15 protein-coding genes and 2 tRNA genes are annotated in these 14,511 nt (G+C 65.7%); 11 read left to right on the top strand and 6 right to left on the bottom strand.

The window, feature by feature from the left end; genetic code table 11:
* The first annotated feature begins 4 nt into the window (after nucleotides 1-4).
* Nucleotides 5-640, top strand: coding sequence for a PqiC family protein (locus KMAL_RS05305; RefSeq protein ID WP_110094710.1), 636 nt, complete (start codon nucleotides 5-7; stop codon nucleotides 638-640).
* A 294-nt stretch (nucleotides 641-934) separates the two neighbouring features.
* Here the strand turns inward: KMAL_RS05305 and KMAL_RS05300 are convergent, their stop codons facing one another.
* The 4 genes from KMAL_RS05300 to KMAL_RS05285 all read right to left on the bottom strand — a co-directional run bounded on the left by KMAL_RS05300 (nucleotide 935) and on the right by KMAL_RS05285 (nucleotide 2,445).
* Nucleotides 935-1,363 carry a cupin domain-containing protein gene (locus KMAL_RS05300; protein WP_110094709.1) on the bottom strand — a complete coding sequence of 143 codons (429 nt, stop codon included), beginning with the start codon at nucleotides 1,361-1,363 and terminating at the stop codon, nucleotides 935-937.
* 133 nt (nucleotides 1,364-1,496) lie between these two features.
* Nucleotides 1,497-2,027, bottom strand: coding sequence for a transcription termination/antitermination protein NusG (nusG, locus tag KMAL_RS05295; RefSeq protein ID WP_110094708.1), 531 nt, complete (start codon nucleotides 2,025-2,027; stop codon nucleotides 1,497-1,499).
* A gap of 8 nt (nucleotides 2,028-2,035) precedes the next feature.
* Nucleotides 2,036-2,230, bottom strand: coding sequence for a preprotein translocase subunit SecE (secE, locus tag KMAL_RS05290; RefSeq protein ID WP_040512887.1), 195 nt, complete (start codon nucleotides 2,228-2,230; stop codon nucleotides 2,036-2,038).
* Nucleotides 2,231-2,368: 138 nt separating this feature from the next.
* A tRNA-Trp gene (locus KMAL_RS05285) sits at nucleotides 2,369-2,445 on the bottom strand.
* Between the two features lie 240 nt (nucleotides 2,446-2,685).
* Between KMAL_RS05285 and KMAL_RS05280 the strand changes: the two genes are divergently transcribed.
* From KMAL_RS05280 to atpC, 7 genes are all read left to right on the top strand, one after another.
* Nucleotides 2,686-2,759: transfer RNA gene (locus KMAL_RS05280), tRNA-Gly, on the top strand.
* 127 nt (nucleotides 2,760-2,886) lie between these two features.
* Nucleotides 2,887-4,380 carry an MFS transporter gene (locus tag KMAL_RS05275; protein WP_110094733.1) on the top strand — a complete coding sequence of 498 codons (1,494 nt, stop codon included), beginning with the start codon at nucleotides 2,887-2,889 and terminating at the stop codon, nucleotides 4,378-4,380.
* Nucleotides 4,381-4,677: 297 nt separating this feature from the next.
* On the top strand, nucleotides 4,678-5,274 hold the full coding sequence (locus KMAL_RS05270) for a F0F1 ATP synthase subunit delta (protein ID WP_110094707.1): 597 nt from the start codon (nucleotides 4,678-4,680) through the stop codon (nucleotides 5,272-5,274).
* Nucleotides 5,274-6,812, top strand: a complete 1,539-nt coding sequence (atpA, locus tag KMAL_RS05265) for a F0F1 ATP synthase subunit alpha (protein WP_110094706.1) — start codon at nucleotides 5,274-5,276, stop codon at nucleotides 6,810-6,812. The genes KMAL_RS05270 and atpA overlap by 1 nt, the downstream gene beginning before the upstream one ends.
* 16 nt (nucleotides 6,813-6,828) lie before the next feature.
* Nucleotides 6,829-7,710 (top strand): F0F1 ATP synthase subunit gamma, encoded by an 882-nt coding sequence (locus tag KMAL_RS05260; protein WP_110094705.1) that lies wholly within the window; start codon nucleotides 6,829-6,831, stop codon nucleotides 7,708-7,710.
* Between the two features lie 31 nt (nucleotides 7,711-7,741).
* Nucleotides 7,742-9,223, top strand: a complete 1,482-nt coding sequence (gene atpD / locus KMAL_RS05255; RefSeq protein WP_110094704.1) for a F0F1 ATP synthase subunit beta — start codon at nucleotides 7,742-7,744, stop codon at nucleotides 9,221-9,223.
* Between the two features lie 31 nt (nucleotides 9,224-9,254).
* Nucleotides 9,255-9,680, top strand: coding sequence for an ATP synthase F1 subunit epsilon (gene atpC, locus KMAL_RS05250; protein ID WP_110094703.1), 426 nt, complete (start codon nucleotides 9,255-9,257; stop codon nucleotides 9,678-9,680).
* A gap of 183 nt (nucleotides 9,681-9,863) precedes the next feature.
* Here the strand turns inward: atpC and queF are convergent, their stop codons facing one another.
* Nucleotides 9,864-10,355 (bottom strand): preQ(1) synthase, encoded by a 492-nt coding sequence (gene queF, locus KMAL_RS05245; protein ID WP_110094732.1) that lies wholly within the window; start codon nucleotides 10,353-10,355, stop codon nucleotides 9,864-9,866.
* A 127-nt stretch (nucleotides 10,356-10,482) separates the two neighbouring features.
* On the opposite strand from queF, the gene rnd reads away from it, so the two are divergent.
* On the top strand, nucleotides 10,483-11,670 hold the full coding sequence (gene rnd, locus KMAL_RS05240; RefSeq protein WP_110094702.1) for a ribonuclease D: 1,188 nt from the start codon (nucleotides 10,483-10,485) through the stop codon (nucleotides 11,668-11,670).
* A 150-nt stretch (nucleotides 11,671-11,820) separates the two neighbouring features.
* Nucleotides 11,821-12,402, top strand: a complete 582-nt coding sequence (locus KMAL_RS05235; RefSeq protein WP_408887894.1) for a GcrA family cell cycle regulator — start codon at nucleotides 11,821-11,823, stop codon at nucleotides 12,400-12,402.
* Nucleotides 12,403-12,613: 211 nt separating this feature from the next.
* Here KMAL_RS05235 and KMAL_RS05230 read toward each other — a convergent pair whose 3' ends face one another.
* Nucleotides 12,614-13,096: a bactofilin family protein gene (locus KMAL_RS05230; protein WP_110094700.1), complete on the bottom strand. Its 483-nt coding sequence runs from the start codon at nucleotides 13,094-13,096 to the stop codon at nucleotides 12,614-12,616.
* Between the two features lie 366 nt (nucleotides 13,097-13,462).
* On the opposite strand from KMAL_RS05230, the gene KMAL_RS05225 reads away from it, so the two are divergent.
* Nucleotides 13,463-14,503 (top strand): adenosine kinase, encoded by a 1,041-nt coding sequence (locus tag KMAL_RS05225; protein WP_110094731.1) that lies wholly within the window; start codon nucleotides 13,463-13,465, stop codon nucleotides 14,501-14,503.
* Nucleotides 14,504-14,511 lie beyond the last annotated feature (8 nt).

The following is a 14,511-nucleotide window of genomic DNA, read 5'->3' as shown; positions in this document are numbered from 1 at the left end:
TGCGATGACCCAGTCCTTGAGCATCCTCACCCCCGCGCGCGTCCTGCGCCGCGCGGCACTGGCGCTGGCGGCCGCGACCCCGCTGCTGGCGGCCTGCGGTTCGGCGGACCCGACGCTCTACAGCCTCGCCCCCACGCAGGGCAGCCCCATGGGGCAGGCCCCCGCCGTGATCGAGGTCCGCACCCCCGGCGTGCCCCCCGCGCTGGACCGTGACCATATCGTCGGCCAGCAGGCGAATTACAGCCTGACCACCCTGCCGGGGGCGGCATGGAGCGAGCCGCTGGCGCAGATGATCGGCGATACCCTGACCAGCGACCTGCAGCAGCGCCTGCCCGGTAGCTCCGTCTTTGCGCAGAATAACGCGACGAGCATGCCGGCCAAGGCGTTTGTCGAACTCGACGTGACACAGTTCGCCCGTGATGGGGCAGGGCAGGTGCGCCTGTCGGGCACGCTGTCGGTGCATCGCGCGGGTGATCCCGAAACCGGCACGGCGCAGGCCTTCACGCTGGCGACCTCGTCCGGCAGCGGGGCCACGGCCATGGTCGCGGGGCTGAGCCAGTTGCTGGGGCAGGTGGCAGACAGCGCGGCGCAGCGCCTGCGGACCCTCCCCGCCGAGGAAGTCCCCCATCACGCGCGGTAGGGTACTGTGGGCCGGCGTGCAGGGGCGTCGGTGTGTGTGATCCGGGCGCTGCCCGGACCCGGCAGGGATCACGATCCCTGCACCCTGATTCGCTAAAAGTCATGGTTTCCAAAGGGTAACACCCTTTGGTGGGGGTTCGGGGGCAAAGCCCCTGAGGACATCGCCACCCGCAACACCCGGGCTCTGCCCGGACCCGGCAGGGAGCGTGCTCCCTGCACCCTGATTCGTTTAGAAGTCATGGTTTCCAAAGGGCAATGCCCTTTGGTGGGGGGGGCGGGGGCAAAGCCCCTGAATTCAGGCCAGCGTGTTGGCGTAATCCTTCAGATGGCTGACGAATTTCAGCCCTTTTGCTGCCTCGGGGTCCACGAAATGCACGTCGTCGGGTGCGCGGCGGGGCGTATCGGCGGCGAAGAACACGACCGGGTCGGTGCCGATCGGCCGGACGCCATGCACGACATTGCGCAGGAAGGACACCATCTGCCCGGCCCGCAGCCGGCAGGGTGGTTCATCCTCGATCAGGAATTCCAGTTCGCCGCGCAGCAGCAGCAGGTGTTCGTCGCACTGCGTATGATAATGGCGGGGCAGGGGATGGTAGATGCGGAACAGCCGCATGCTCGCCTCCGCCGAATCGCTCAGGTAGGCATCCACGATCAGCGTCTCGGCCTGATCGGGGAACAGCTTTATGATCTCGTTGAAATCCGCGAATTTGTAGCGCTCTTCCATCGTGCGTCCTCCCGTATGCTGGCGCGGCAGTCTAGCGCGGGGAGGGGCATGCGGCCCATGGCATCCGGGGCGTCCCAACGAAAAAAGGCACCCGCAGGGGTGCCTTTGCCGTGATCCGCAGGTGCGGGAAGGATCAGACCTTCTCGACCTGGTTGTATTCGAGGTCCACCGGCGTGGAACGGCCGAAGATGGAGACGCTGACGGTCAGGCGGCCCTTTTCCTCGTCCACTTCCTCGATCGTGCCGTTGAAGGACGTGAACGGGCCGTCGGCCACGCGGATCTGCTCGCCCACCTCGAACGTGACGGAAGGACGCACGCGCTCGACGCCTTCCTGCGCCTGCTTCATGATCCGCTCGGCCTCGACCTTGGGGATGGGCGACGGCTTGGTCTTGCTGCCCAGGAACCCGGTCACCTTGGGGGTGTCCTTGACAAGGTGCCACGCCTCGTCCGTCAGTTCCATGTTGACCAGCACGTAGCCGGGGAAGAACTTGCGCTCGGAATTGACCTTCTGCCCGCGACGGACCTCGGTCACTTCCTCGGACGGGACCAGGATTTCCCCGAAATGGTCGGCCAGCCCCTTCTGGGCGGCCTGTTCCTTGATGTGCTGGGCGATCTTCTTTTCAAAGCCCGAATAGACGTGGATGACATACCACCGCTTGGCCATGGCCGAACTCAGCCTCCCAGTCCAAATAATTTACGCACGCCAAGGCCGATCACCTCGTCGACGAGGAAGAAAAATACCGATGCCAGCCCGGCCATCGCCAGGACCGCGCCCGTCGTCATCAGTGTCGCGCGGCGGGTGGGCCATGTGACCTTTTTCGCCTCTGCGCGGACTTCTTCTACAAATTTCGCGGGACTGACCGACACGAAACATCCTTCCTGCAACACCCGACGCGCCTGACCGGGATGCCCGGCGGGCGCGGGGGCCTGAAATCCGGTCAGCACGGCGTTGTCCTGACCAAAACATGCCAAGCCGGAAGGGGGGGAATTATCCCGACCGGAGAATGGCAGGGGTGGAGGGTCTCGAACCCGCAACCTCCGGTTTTGGAGACCGGCGCTCTAGCCAATTGAGCTACACCCCTGCAAAGCCGCTATCGACCCGCCGTATGGAAACGGGAAGTGATCCCGCCATCCGGCCTGCCCATGCGTACCCGGCACAGTGAGGCGGAAAAGAATACGTCTGGCGGTGAAAGTCAAGGGGGCGTGTGCGATTTCATGCACATGGGGGCAAAAAACGTGCCCATGCGGTGGGAAAGTGCGCGGCCATGGCCAAGGGGGCTTGCAACCGGTCCCCGCGCCGCATTATACATGCGCCGAAATGGGCGGGCGTAGCATAGTGGTAATGCAGTAGCCTTCCAAGCTTCTGAGGAGGGTTCGATTCCCTTCGCCCGCTCCATTCCCCCCATTCATGATGATTATGGCTCCCGCTTCGCACGGAACGGGTTTTCGTGTCGGGCCTGTGCTGCGGGCCATCCGGGCATCGTGGCCTGCGGGTGCTTCCGACCGACGGAAACCAGAGCGCCATGACCGCCCCCATGCCCCCATCACGCCCCGACGCGGCGGCCGTGCATCCGGCCCCGCTCCACCCGGCCATCGTGCTGGTGACGTGCTGCCTCAGCCTGCTGCTGGTGATGATGGACGTGACCATCGTCAATGTGGCGCTGCCGTCCATACGCACCGCCCTGCATGGCAGTTTCTCCACCCTGCAGTGGGTAGTTGACGGCTATACGCTGATGGTCGCCAGCCTGCTGGTGCTGATGGGCGCGATCGCGGACCGCCTGGGCCGCCGCCGGGTGTTCGTCGCCGGGATCTCGGTATTCTGCCTCGGTTCGATGCTGTGCGCGCTGTCGGGGTCGATCCCGTTTCTGGTGGGTGCGCGCATGCTGCAGGGAATCGGCGGCGCGATGCTCAATCCCGTGGCGCTGTCGATCATCGCCAATGTCTTTACCGAACCGCGCGCCCGCGCGCAGGCCATCGGCGTATGGGGCGGGGCGTCGGGTGTCGCGCTTGCGCTGGGGCCGGTGGTCGGCGGGGTGCTGGTCCACTGGGTCAACTGGCAGGCGGTGTTCTGGGTCAATGTGCCGATCGGGATCGTGGCGATCTTCCTCAGCCTGCGCTTCATCCCCGAATCCCGTGCCCCGCATACACGCCCGTTCGACGCGCCGGGACAGTTGCTGGTGATGGTGACGCTGGCGATGCTGACCGCCGCGCTGATCGAGGTGCGTGATTTCGGCTGGGGCGACCCGGTCATCTCCGGCTTCCTGTCGCTGGGCGTGCTGGCGATGGTCGGTTTCGTGATCGTGGAGCAGCGCAGCACCGCCCCCCTTGTGGACCTGCGGTTTTTCCATGCCCTGCCATTTTCGGGGGCGATCGTGACCGCGATCCTCGCCTTTGCGGTGTTCAGCGCGTTCCTGTTCCTCAACACGCTCTACCTTCAGGGCGCGCGCGGGATGTCGGCGCTGCATGCGGGGCTGTGCACGTTGCCGTTCGCGGTGTGCAGCAGCATCTGCGCGCCGCTGTCGGGGCGGTTGGTCGGGCGGATCGGCGCGCGCGTGCCGCTGTTGCTGTCCGCGCTGGGATTCGGGTGCAGCGCGCTGCTGCTGACGGGGCTGTCGGCCACGACGCCGCTTGCGCTGCTGCTGGTGGCCTACGGGCTGTGCGGGTGTGGCTTCGGGTTGTGCAACGCGCCCATCACCAACGCCGCCGTGGCCGGCATGCCGCGCAGCCAGGCGGGCGTCGCGGCGGCGCTGGCGTCCACCAGCAGGCAGGTGGGCGTGCTGCTGGGCATCGCGCTGTGCGGCACGCTGACGGGCGGGGCGGCGGGACAGGCCGGGACGATCCGCTGGGCGCTGTTCGCGCAGGCGACGCACCGCATGTGGTGGGGGATGTTCGCCGCCGCGCTCCTGATCGGGGTCATCGGCATCATCGTGACCAGTGCCCGCGCGCGTGCCAGCACGCAGGCCGTGGCGGCGCTGATGGCGGCGGGGGAGGGGGCTGCGGCTTCGCGGCGCGGATGATGCGCTTTGTGCATGCGTATTATGCGCGTGACGCATCCTCCACCGGCAATGTCATGACGAATCGTTCATGAACTCTATTCCCGAACGGGGGGCAGGTATGTATGCTACGCCCGGCTTTGGTACGGTGGCCTGATCCACCGGACGACCCGCTGTCTGCCGCGCCCCGGAACATTCTGGCGCGGGGCGGGGCCGTGTCGGTTGCGTGGGTCGGTACAGCGTGCTAGAGCCGCGCCAGCAGACTTGGGGCCTGTCGTGTTCCGGGGCCTGCAGCTTGTTTGTGTGACCCACGATTCTGGATTGGAAAAGCGGACAGTGGATTCGACTGGAACGACCTCAATACCAATCGCCTCCATTGCCAATGGCCTTGCGGGCCGTTATGCGACGGCGCTCTATGACCTCGCCTCCGACAGGCAGAAGCTCGATCTTGTGCTTGACCAGGCAAAGGCCCTGTCCTCCATGCTGGACCAGAGCGCGGACCTGTCCGCCGTGCTGGTCGACCGTACCCTCGATGTCCGCCAGGCCACCCGCGCGATGGTGGCGGTGCTGGACAAGGAGGGGTTCGACCCCCTGATCCGTGATTTCGTCGGCGTGGTGGCGACAAACCGCCGCCTGCCGCACCTTCGTGAAATTCTTGCCGCCCTGGCGGCAATCGCCGCTGCCCGCCGGGGCGAGGTGGTGGCGGACGTCGTGTCCGCCCACCCCCTCAACGACGTGCAGCGCGCACAGCTTCGCGGCCGCCTCGCCGAGGCCGGCTATTCCAAAGTCAATATCCAGGAGCGTGTTGACGCGGCGCTGCTGGGCGGTCTGGTCGTGCGCGTAGGCGCCCGCCTGTATGATACCAGCCTCAGATCCCGCCTTACCCGCCTGCATCATGCCATGAAGGGAGCCGCGTGATGGAAATCCGCCCCTCCGAGATTTCGGATATCCTCAAGCAGCAGATCGCCACGTTCGACCAGTCCGTCGATGTTGCCGAAACCGGCACCATCCTGTCGGTTGGTGACGGCATCGCCCGTGTCTACGGGCTGCAGAATGTCGAAGCCGGCGAAATGCTGGTCTTCCCCGCCAGCGGCCAGCATGGCATGGCGCTGAACCTTGAAAACGACAATGTCGGCGTCGTCATCTTCGGTGATGACACGGCGATGCGCGAAGGCGACACCGTCGCGCGCACCGGCAAGGTCGTCGAGGTCCCGACCGGCAAGGCCCTGCTGGGCCGCGTGGTCGACGGGCTGGGCAACCCGATCGACGGCAAGGGGCCGCTGGTTGGCGAAGTCATCAGCAAGCGCGCGGAAATCAAGGCGCCGGGCATCATGCCCCGCCAGTCCGTCAGCGAGCCGATGCAGACCGGCATCAAGGCGATCGACGCGCTGGTGCCCATCGGGCGTGGCCAGCGTGAACTGATCATCGGTGACCGCCAGACCGGCAAGACCGCGATCCTGATCGACACCATCGTCAACCAGAAGGGCGTCAACGCCCTGGGCGACGAGTCCAAGTCGCTCTACTGCATCTATGTCGCGATCGGGCAGAAGCGCTCCACCGTGGCGCAGCTGGTCCGCACGCTGGAGGAAACCGGCGCGATGGAATATTCCATCGTCGTGGCCGCCACCGCGTCCGACCCGGCCCCGATGCAGTACCTGGCGCCGTATGCCGCGTGCTCCATGGGCGAATATTTCCGCGACAACGGCATGCACGCCCTGATCGTGTATGATGACCTGTCCAAGCAGGCCGTCGCCTACCGCCAGATGTCGCTGCTGCTGCGTCGTCCGCCGGGACGTGAAGCGTATCCGGGTGACGTGTTCTACCTGCATTCGCGCCTGCTGGAACGCGCGGCGAAGATGTCCGACAAATTCGGCGCGGGTTCGCTGACGGCCCTGCCGGTGATCGAGACGCAGGCCGGTGACGTGTCCGCCTACATCCCGACCAACGTGATCTCCATCACCGACGGTCAGGTGTTCCTTGAAACCGACCTGTTCTACCGCGGCATCCGCCCGGCGGTGAACGTCGGCGGTTCCGTGTCGCGCGTCGGTTCGGCAGCGCAGATCAAGGCGATGAAGCAGGTTGCCGGCAAGATCAAGCTGGAACTGGCGCAGTATCGTGAAATGGCCGCCTTCTCGCAGTTCGCGTCGGACCTCGATCCCGCGACGCAGAAGCAGCTTGCCCGTGGCGCACGCCTTGTCGAACTGCTCAAGCAGCCCGAAACCTCCCCGCTTTCGGTCGAGGAACAGGTTGTCGTGCTGTATGCCGGCACCCGTGGCTATATCGACAGCGTGCCCGTGAACCAGGTCACGACGTACGAGAAGCGCCTGCTTGAGGAAGTGCGTTCGGCAGGCAAGGACATCCTTGAATCCATCCGGACCCAGCGCCAGCTGACCAAGGATATCGAAAGCCGACTGAACGATTTCCTGACGACGTTCGGCCGTCAGTTCGTCAACTGAGGAAGAACGCGCATCCATGGCTTCCCTGAAGGAACTGCGCGCGCGGATCGGCAGCGTCAAATCGACGCGAAAGATCACCAGCGCGATGAAAATGGTCGCCGCGGCCAAGCTGCGTCGGGCTGAAACCCGCGCGGCGGCGGCGCGTCCCTATGCCGACGCGATGCGCCGCATGCTCGCCGAGGTCGCCCGCAGCATGGGTGGTGAGGGCGGACAGCCCAAGCTGCTCGTGGGGACGGGTGGCAGCACCACCCACCTGCTGGTGCCGATGTCGAGCGACCGCGGCCTTGCGGGGGCCTTCAACTCGAACATCAACCGCAAGACGCGCGACATGATCCTGAAGCTGCAGGCCGAGGGCAAGACCGTCCGCCTGCTGCCGATCGGGCGCAAGACGTTCGAATACCTGTCGCGCGACTTCTCGGACCTGATCGTCGACCATATCCACATGGCGTCGGGCAAGGACGTGTCGTTCAAGGTCGCAGCCGACCTGGGCGAGAAGATTTCCGGCATGCTCGACCGCGACGAATTCGATGTCTGCACGCTGGTCTACAACCGCTTCCAGAACGTCATGTCGCAGGTTCCCACGGAAATGCAGCTGATTCCGCTGGCGCTTCCGGGCAACGACAACCAGGCGGCAGGCGAGACCGCCGCCTATGAGTTCGAGCCGGACGAGGGCGCGCTGCTGTCGCGCCTGCTGCCGCGCAACCTGCAGGTCCAGCTCTATGCGACCATGCTTGAAACCGCCGCGGGTGAAAACGGCGCGCGGATGACGGCGATGGACAGTGCCACGCGTAACGCGGGCAAGGCCATCGACCGCCTGACGCTGACCTATAACCGCACCCGCCAGACCAACATCACCAATGAACTGATCGAGATCATTTCGGGCGCCCAGGCAGTCTGAAGATCGGTCTCCACGCTCCAGGAGCTGTCCCATGTCGGAAACCACAACTCACGAGGCTCCTGTCTCCACACAGGGGCAGTCGCAGAAAAGCAACGTCGTCGGCCGTGTGACGCAGATCCGCGGCGCCGTCGTCGATGTCCAGTTCGAAGGCACGCTGCCGCACATCCTCGATGCGCTGCATGTCTCGCTCAACGGCCAGACGCTGGTCCTCGAAGTCGCGCAGGAAATCGGCGAGCACGAAGTCCGCTGCATCGCGATGGACACGACCGACGGGCTGAGCCGCGGCACCGAAGTCGTCGCCACCGGCACGCAGATCACCGTGCCGGTCGGTCCGGGCACGCTGGGCCGCATCCTCAACGTCATCGGTGAGCCGATCGACGACCGTGGCCCGATCCAGGCGAAGGGCCGTTCGCCGATCCACCGTGCCGCCCCCGCCTTTGACGAGCAGGCGGCCGCGACCGAGATCCTGCCCACGGGCATCAAGGTCGTCGACCTGCTGTGCCCCTACCTGAAGGGTGGTAAGGTCGGCCTGTTCGGTGGTGCGGGCGTCGGCAAGACGGTCATCATCCAGGAACTGATCAACAACATCGCCAAGGCGCATGGCGGCGTGTCCGTGTTCGCCGGTGTCGGTGAACGTACCCGTGAAGGTAACGACCTGTATTACGAAATGCAGGACGCGGGCGTCATCAAGATCGACGGTGACTCCACCGAAGGCTCCAAGGTGGCGCTGGTCTATGGCCAGATGAACGAACCGCCGGGCGCGCGTGCCCGTGTCGCCCTGTCGGGCGTGACGGTTGCGGAATATTTCCGCGATGTCGAAGGCCAGGACGTGCTGTTCTTCGTGGACAACATCTTCCGCTTCACGCAGGCCGGCGCCGAAGTGTCCGCGCTGCTGGGCCGCATCCCGTCGGCCGTGGGTTACCAGCCGACGCTGGCGACCGAAATGGGCGCGCTGCAGGAACGCATCACCTCCACCAAGAAGGGGTCGATCACCTCGGTGCAGGCCGTTTACGTCCCCGCCGATGACCTGACCGACCCGGCGCCTGCCGCGACCTTCGCCCACCTTGACGCGACGACGGTTCTCAACCGTTCCATCGCGGAAATGGGCATCTATCCCGCGGTTGACCCGCTGGATTCGACCTCCCGTTCGCTCGATCCCAAGATCGTGGGTGACGAACACTACCAGGTGGCGCGCGACGTGCAGCGTATCCTGCAGACCTACAAGTCGCTGCAGGACATCATCGCCATCCTTGGCATGGACGAACTGTCGGAAGACGACAAGCTGGTGGTGGCGCGTGCACGCCGTATCCAGCGCTTCCTGTCGCAGCCGTTCCACGTGGCCGAAGTCTTCACCGGCGCGCCGGGCAAGCTGGTTGCGCTGGCCGATACGGTGCGTTCGTTCAAGGCGATTGTCGCGGGCGAATATGACCACCTGCCCGAAAGCGCGTTCTACATGGTTGGCGCGATCGAGGAAGCGGTGGCGAAGGCCGAGAAGATGAAGGAATCGGCCTGATTACTGGCCCCTGACGCAAGGAAGACAGACCATGCCGATTAAGGTCGAGATTGTCAGCCCGGAGAAGACCCTCTTCTCCCACGCGGCTGACATGGTGGTCATGCCCGGCTCCGAGGGCGATATCGCCGCGATGCCGGAGCATGCGCCGCTGATGCTGATGCTGCGCGGTGGCGTTGTCGAGATTTACGAGGGCGATACCGTCGCCCATCGTTTCTTCGTGTCCGGTGGTTTTGCCGACATGACGCCTGACCACTGCACCATCCTGGCAGACCATGCGACGCCGGTTGCGGAACTGTCCGCCACCGACGCGCAGTCCCGTCTGGCCGGACTGGAAAAATCCTATGACGAGGCGGACAAGATGAACGTCCCGGCGCTGGATATCCTGATGGACAAGATGCAGTCCACCCGCGCGGAAATAGAGGCCGCCAAGAACGCCGCGCCCGAGATGTCGATCTGACATCCCGGCGTCTGGCCTGAGCATTACGAAAAACGGCACCCCATTGCGCGGGTGCCGTTTTTTGTTGGAAAGCCAGTTTCAAAAGTTTTTTGGTGAAGCTTTTTTCCAAAATGCTTCAAACAACGCCGCCTTTTGGAAACAGCAGCCCCCAAAACTTTTACCTGCCAATGTATGACGCGCCCGTCAGCCGCGTCCGCGATATCCGGGAACGTCCTGCGCCGGGATCCATGTGCCTTCGGGCGGGGTGCCTGTCTGCCAGAAGATGTCGATCGGCATGCCGCCGCGCGGATACCAGTACGCCCCGATCCGCAGCCACACGGGATCAAGCAGGTCCACCAGCGTGGTCGCGATCTGCATGGAGCATTTCTCGTGGAAGGCGCCATGGTTGCGGAAGCTGGTCAGGAACAGCTTGAGCGACTTGCTCTCCACGATCCAGTCGCGCGGGATGTAGTCGATGATGATATGCGCGAAATCCGGCTGTCCCGTCACGGGACAGAGCGAGGTGAATTCGGGCGCGGTGAAGCGCACCACGTAGCGCCTGTCCGCATCGGGGGCGGGGACGCGTTCCAGCACGGCGTTTTCGGGGCTTGTGGGCTGGGCGGTGGTATGGCCCAGCTGCGTCAGCGCCTGGCTGCCGTCGTCCGGCCTTGCGGCGGGCGGGGTGGGGGAGGACATGGGTGTTTTCTTTCCACGGTTTGCCTGATGGGCGGGTGATGCCGGACGGGATATGGCGACGTCAATGGATTGCCATGCCATTTTGCCCGCTGTTGCAACCTGTGTGGCTCATGATAACACAGCAGTCATGGCACCTGCATCCCGAACCGAATTCCCCGATCCGGTCCTTGTGACCACAACGGCAGAGCTGGACGCGGTGACCGCGCGGCTTCGTCGCGAACCCTTCATCACGATCGACACGGAATTCGTGCGCGAACGCACCTACTGGCCGGAATTGTGCCTGGTGCAGCTTGCCGGCGCGGACGAGGTCGTGGTCGTCGATGCGCTGGCGCCGGGCATGGACCTGTCCTCCCTTGGCGAACTCCTCGCCGATGAGGGTGTTATCAAGGTGTTCCATGCCGCGCGGCAGGACCTGGAGATTTTCCTGCACCTGTTCGACCGCCTGCCGCAGCCGCTGTTCGATACGCAGGTGGCGGCGATGGTGGCGGGATATGGGGACCAGGTGGGGTATGACAACCTTGTCGCCTCGGTCGTGGGCGCGCAGATCGACAAGTCGCACCGCTTTTCCGACTGGGCCGCGCGTCCCCTGTCGGCGGCGCAGATCAATTACGCCGCCGCCGACGTGACCTACCTGCGCGAGGTGTACCAGCGCCTTGTCGCACAACTGGAGCGGGAAGGGCGGCTGGACTGGATGACGGCGGAGATGGATGTCCTCAACTCCCCCGCGACCTTCCGCCCCGACCCGCAGACGCTGTGGGAGCGCATGCGCCAGCGCACGAACAACCGCCGCATGCTGGGCATGCTGCGTGCCGTCGCGGCATGGCGGGAGCTGGAGGCGCAGCGCGTCAATGTCCCGCGCCAGCGCCTGGTGAAGGACGAGAGCCTGATGGAAATCGCCGCCACCGCCCCGGCCGATGTCGATGCGCTGGCGCGGGTGCGTGGCATTTCACGCGGCTTTGCCGAGGGGCGCAGCGGGCAGGCCCTGCTGGAGACGATCGCGGCGGCACGGCGCGAACCCGACGCCGCCCTGCCGCGCCCGCCAAAGGGCCGGGGCAAGGACGCGGCGCGCCCGTCGGCCGCACTGGTGGCGATGCTGCGGGTGTTGCTGGCGGCGTGCTGCGAACGCCACCGGGTCGCGCCGAAGCTTGTGGCCTCGGCCGAGGATATCGACCGCCTCGCGCTGGAGGATGCGCCCGAAATCCCGGCGCTGCAGGGCTGGCGGCGGGAGGTGTTCGGCACGCAGGCGCTGGCGCTGAAGTCGGGGGAACTGACGCTGGGTGTCGCCGATGGCGCGGTCCGGCTGATCCGCGGCTGAGGGGCGGGGCGTACTCCGCGGGTTTTACAAGGGTTGCGAACAGGTTATCTCCACCCTTGTCCACAAGATTTTGTGGTATGCCGGTTGAGTCACCTACAATATAAGCCTATTTTGCCCCCAATTCCGCGTAATGGAGTGTGAGCGATGGCGATGGAATGGACCGAGGAGACGATCGCGCGTCTTCGCGACCTGTGGCAGCAGGGATTGTCAACGGCGGAAATTGGCCGTCAGTTGTCAGTGACCAAGAACGCGGTCGTTGGAAAGGCGCATCGGCTGGGTCTGAAGCCACGCCCGTCACCCATCCGCAGGGGGGCGAAGGCGGAAAAGGCAGCCGACAAGGCCGCGCAGGCCCCGGCGGCATCCGCGCCTGCGGCACAGCCTGCGGTGGTGGAGGTGTCGGTCGCGGCGGTTTCCGTGGCCGTGGCTTCCGCCCCCGTCGCGTCATCCGCCCCGGCCGCGCCCGCCGCTGCGGCGCAGGAGGAGGCACGTCCCGCGCCAAAGGCCCCGCGCAAGGTGACCCCGACCCGTGCCGAGCGCGCCGCCGCCGCCCGCGCCGCAGCAAACCCGCCGCGCCGCCGCAGCAGCCAGTCCTGCTGCTGGCCGCTGGGCGATCCGGGGACGCCGGGCTTCCACTTCTGTGGCGCGACCCCGCTGCCGGGCAAGCCCTACTGTGCGGAGCATGCGCAGCTGGCCTATGTGAAGCTGCGCGATCGCCGCGATAACGTCGCCTGAGGCCGGGCGCCCGCACGGGCCCGCGCCGTGGCGGATGTTACGGGCAGGCCTGTAGCGCACATGAAAAAGCCGCCGGGAACATGGTGTTCCGGCGGCTTTTTTCATGGAATGTCCGCAGTGCATGCCCTGCCGGGCGGCCTGTCGCGCCACCGGGCCGCAACACCCGCGCGGTTCGCGGGCGTCAGGGCCGTGGGCGCGTCGCGGCCGCGCCTCAGGGGGTTTGCGGCTTCTCGGCGGGGGCGGCTGCGGCAGGTGCCGCTGCGGCCGGGGCCTCGGGCTTGGGGGTGGTGATCATCTCGAGCTGCCCCGAAACCTGGCCCCCGTCCTCGACCTTCAGGCGGCGGCACTTCGCCGTGCCCAGCAGGCGGCCGGTGGAACGGATCGTGAGGCCACCCTGCACCGTCAGCGTGCCGTCGATGGTGCCGGCGAGTTCGGCGTCTTCCACCTCGACCTCACCCTTGAACACACCGCCATCGGCGATCAGCAGTTCGGTGGCGTTGATCATGGAGGATTCGACCATCCCTTCCACGACCAGGCGTTCGGCGTCCTTGATGGTGCCCTGGACGCTGATGCCACGGCCAACGACCAGCGTGCGGCGGTCATTATCCTTTTTCGCACCTGTCGTGGGCATGCCGGGGCGCGCGGCGCCTGCGGGCGTGGCATTGGGGGTCTGGGGGAAGGGCGGACGGGCCATCGGCGCGTTTTCCTTGTTGGCTGGTGTGGAAGAAGGCGCTGGGCGCGCGGGTTGCGGAGTGGCTGCCTGAGGCTGTGCGGTTGGCTTGGCCGCTTCTGGCTTACGACGTCTGAACAATATTACCCCGCTTCATCTGGCTGTATCCGGTGCTGGGAATAGTCCGGATCGATCTTCGCTTTCGTGCTGGACAGGCAGGTCCCTGCTCTTGTTTCGGTTATACGCGCGCATGTCCCCGCGACAAGGGCGTACGTCGCGTGGCGATGGTGAAAAACGTGCTGGCATTGCAGTTTGCCTGCCCCGGTGATAGCGAATGCGCAACTTAGTCATACGCAATATTGGTCATTTCATGGCGACGTTCGTGCGATGATGCCGTGCGATGCGCAAAGAGGGGACGGACAGTTGGAAAAGAACACGGAAAATTCGGGACAGGCCACGGAATGCAGGTTCGATATCCTTGGGATCGGCAATGCGATCGTTGACATCCTGGCCCCTGTCGAACCCTCCTTCCTTGCGGCCAATGACATGGTGCCGGGCGGCATGATGCTGATCGATGCGATCCGCGCGCAGGAACTGGGGCGGGAAATCCGCCGTGAAAAGGAAATGGGCGGCGGTTCGGCGGCCAATACCTGCGTCGTGGCGTCGAACATGGGCGCGCGCGTCGCCTATCTGGGCAAGGTGGCCGATGACGCGACCGGCCGCGCCTTCGCCGCCGACATGCAGGCGGCGGGCGTGTATTTCCCGTCCGTCCCGCTCAAGGGCCGCGAGGCGCAGGAGCAGCCGACCGCAAGCTGCCTGATCCTTGTCACCCCCGACGGGCAGCGCACGATGAACACCTACCTTGGCGCGTGCGTGTCGTTCGGGCCGGACGACGTGCTGCCCGACGTGGTGGCGGCGTCCAAGGTGACCTACATGGAAGGCTACCTGTTCGACCGGCCGGAAGCGCAGGCCGCGTTCCGCCGGGCCGCGGAAATCGCGCATGCGGCGGGCCGCCGCGTCGCGCTGTCGCTGTCGGACGCGTTCTGCGTGGACCGCCATCGCGATGCGTTCCTCGACCTCGTGCGCGGGCATGTCGACATCCTGTTCGCCAACGAGGTGGAGATCCTCTCGCTCTACCAGGTCAAGGAATTCGACGACGCGCTGCGCCATGTCGCGGCCGACACGCATTTCGCCGTCCTGACCCGCAGCGAGAAGGGCAGCGTGATCGTGCAGGACAACCAGCAGATCGCCATCGAAAGCGTGCGCACGCAGGTCGTGGACACCACCGGGGCGGGCGACGCCTATGCCGCGGGCTTCCTGGCCGGGTGGACATCGGGGCGCGAACTGGCCGAATGCGGCCGCCTCGGCAGTGTCGCGGCGTCCGAGGTCATCTCCCACTATGGCGCGCGGCCACTGATCAACATGCGCTAGGACATGGG

This window comes from Novacetimonas maltaceti (assembly GCF_002906255.1).
GTDB classification, from domain to species: Bacteria; Pseudomonadota; Alphaproteobacteria; order Acetobacterales; family Acetobacteraceae; genus Novacetimonas; species Novacetimonas maltaceti.
This window is presented reverse-complemented; position numbering and strand designations above follow the sequence as displayed.

Excerpts from the sequence above, each read along its gene's own strand:
- KMAL_RS05305 (WP_110094710.1), top strand. The coding sequence starts at position 5 with ATGACCCAGTCCTTGAGCATCCTCACCCCCGCGCGCGTCCTGCGCCGC.
- KMAL_RS05300 (WP_110094709.1), bottom strand. The coding sequence starts at position 1,363 with ATGGAAGAGCGCTACAAATTCGCGGATTTCAACGAGATCATAAAGCTG.
- nusG (WP_110094708.1), bottom strand. The coding sequence starts at position 2,027 with ATGGCCAAGCGGTGGTATGTCATCCACGTCTATTCGGGCTTTGAAAAG.
- KMAL_RS05275 (WP_110094733.1), top strand. The coding sequence starts at position 2,887 with ATGACCGCCCCCATGCCCCCATCACGCCCCGACGCGGCGGCCGTGCAT.
- atpA (WP_110094706.1), top strand. The coding sequence starts at position 5,274 with ATGGAAATCCGCCCCTCCGAGATTTCGGATATCCTCAAGCAGCAGATC.
- KMAL_RS05260 (WP_110094705.1), top strand. The coding sequence starts at position 6,829 with ATGGCTTCCCTGAAGGAACTGCGCGCGCGGATCGGCAGCGTCAAATCG.
- atpD (WP_110094704.1), top strand. The coding sequence starts at position 7,742 with ATGTCGGAAACCACAACTCACGAGGCTCCTGTCTCCACACAGGGGCAG.
- atpC (WP_110094703.1), top strand. The coding sequence starts at position 9,255 with ATGCCGATTAAGGTCGAGATTGTCAGCCCGGAGAAGACCCTCTTCTCC.
- queF (WP_110094732.1), bottom strand. The coding sequence starts at position 10,355 with ATGTCCTCCCCCACCCCGCCCGCCGCAAGGCCGGACGACGGCAGCCAG.
- rnd (WP_110094702.1), top strand. The coding sequence starts at position 10,483 with ATGGCACCTGCATCCCGAACCGAATTCCCCGATCCGGTCCTTGTGACC.
- KMAL_RS05235 (WP_408887894.1), top strand. The coding sequence starts at position 11,821 with ATGGAATGGACCGAGGAGACGATCGCGCGTCTTCGCGACCTGTGGCAG.
- KMAL_RS05230 (WP_110094700.1), bottom strand. The coding sequence starts at position 13,096 with ATGGCCCGTCCGCCCTTCCCCCAGACCCCCAATGCCACGCCCGCAGGC.
- KMAL_RS05225 (WP_110094731.1), top strand. The coding sequence starts at position 13,463 with ATGCCGTGCGATGCGCAAAGAGGGGACGGACAGTTGGAAAAGAACACG.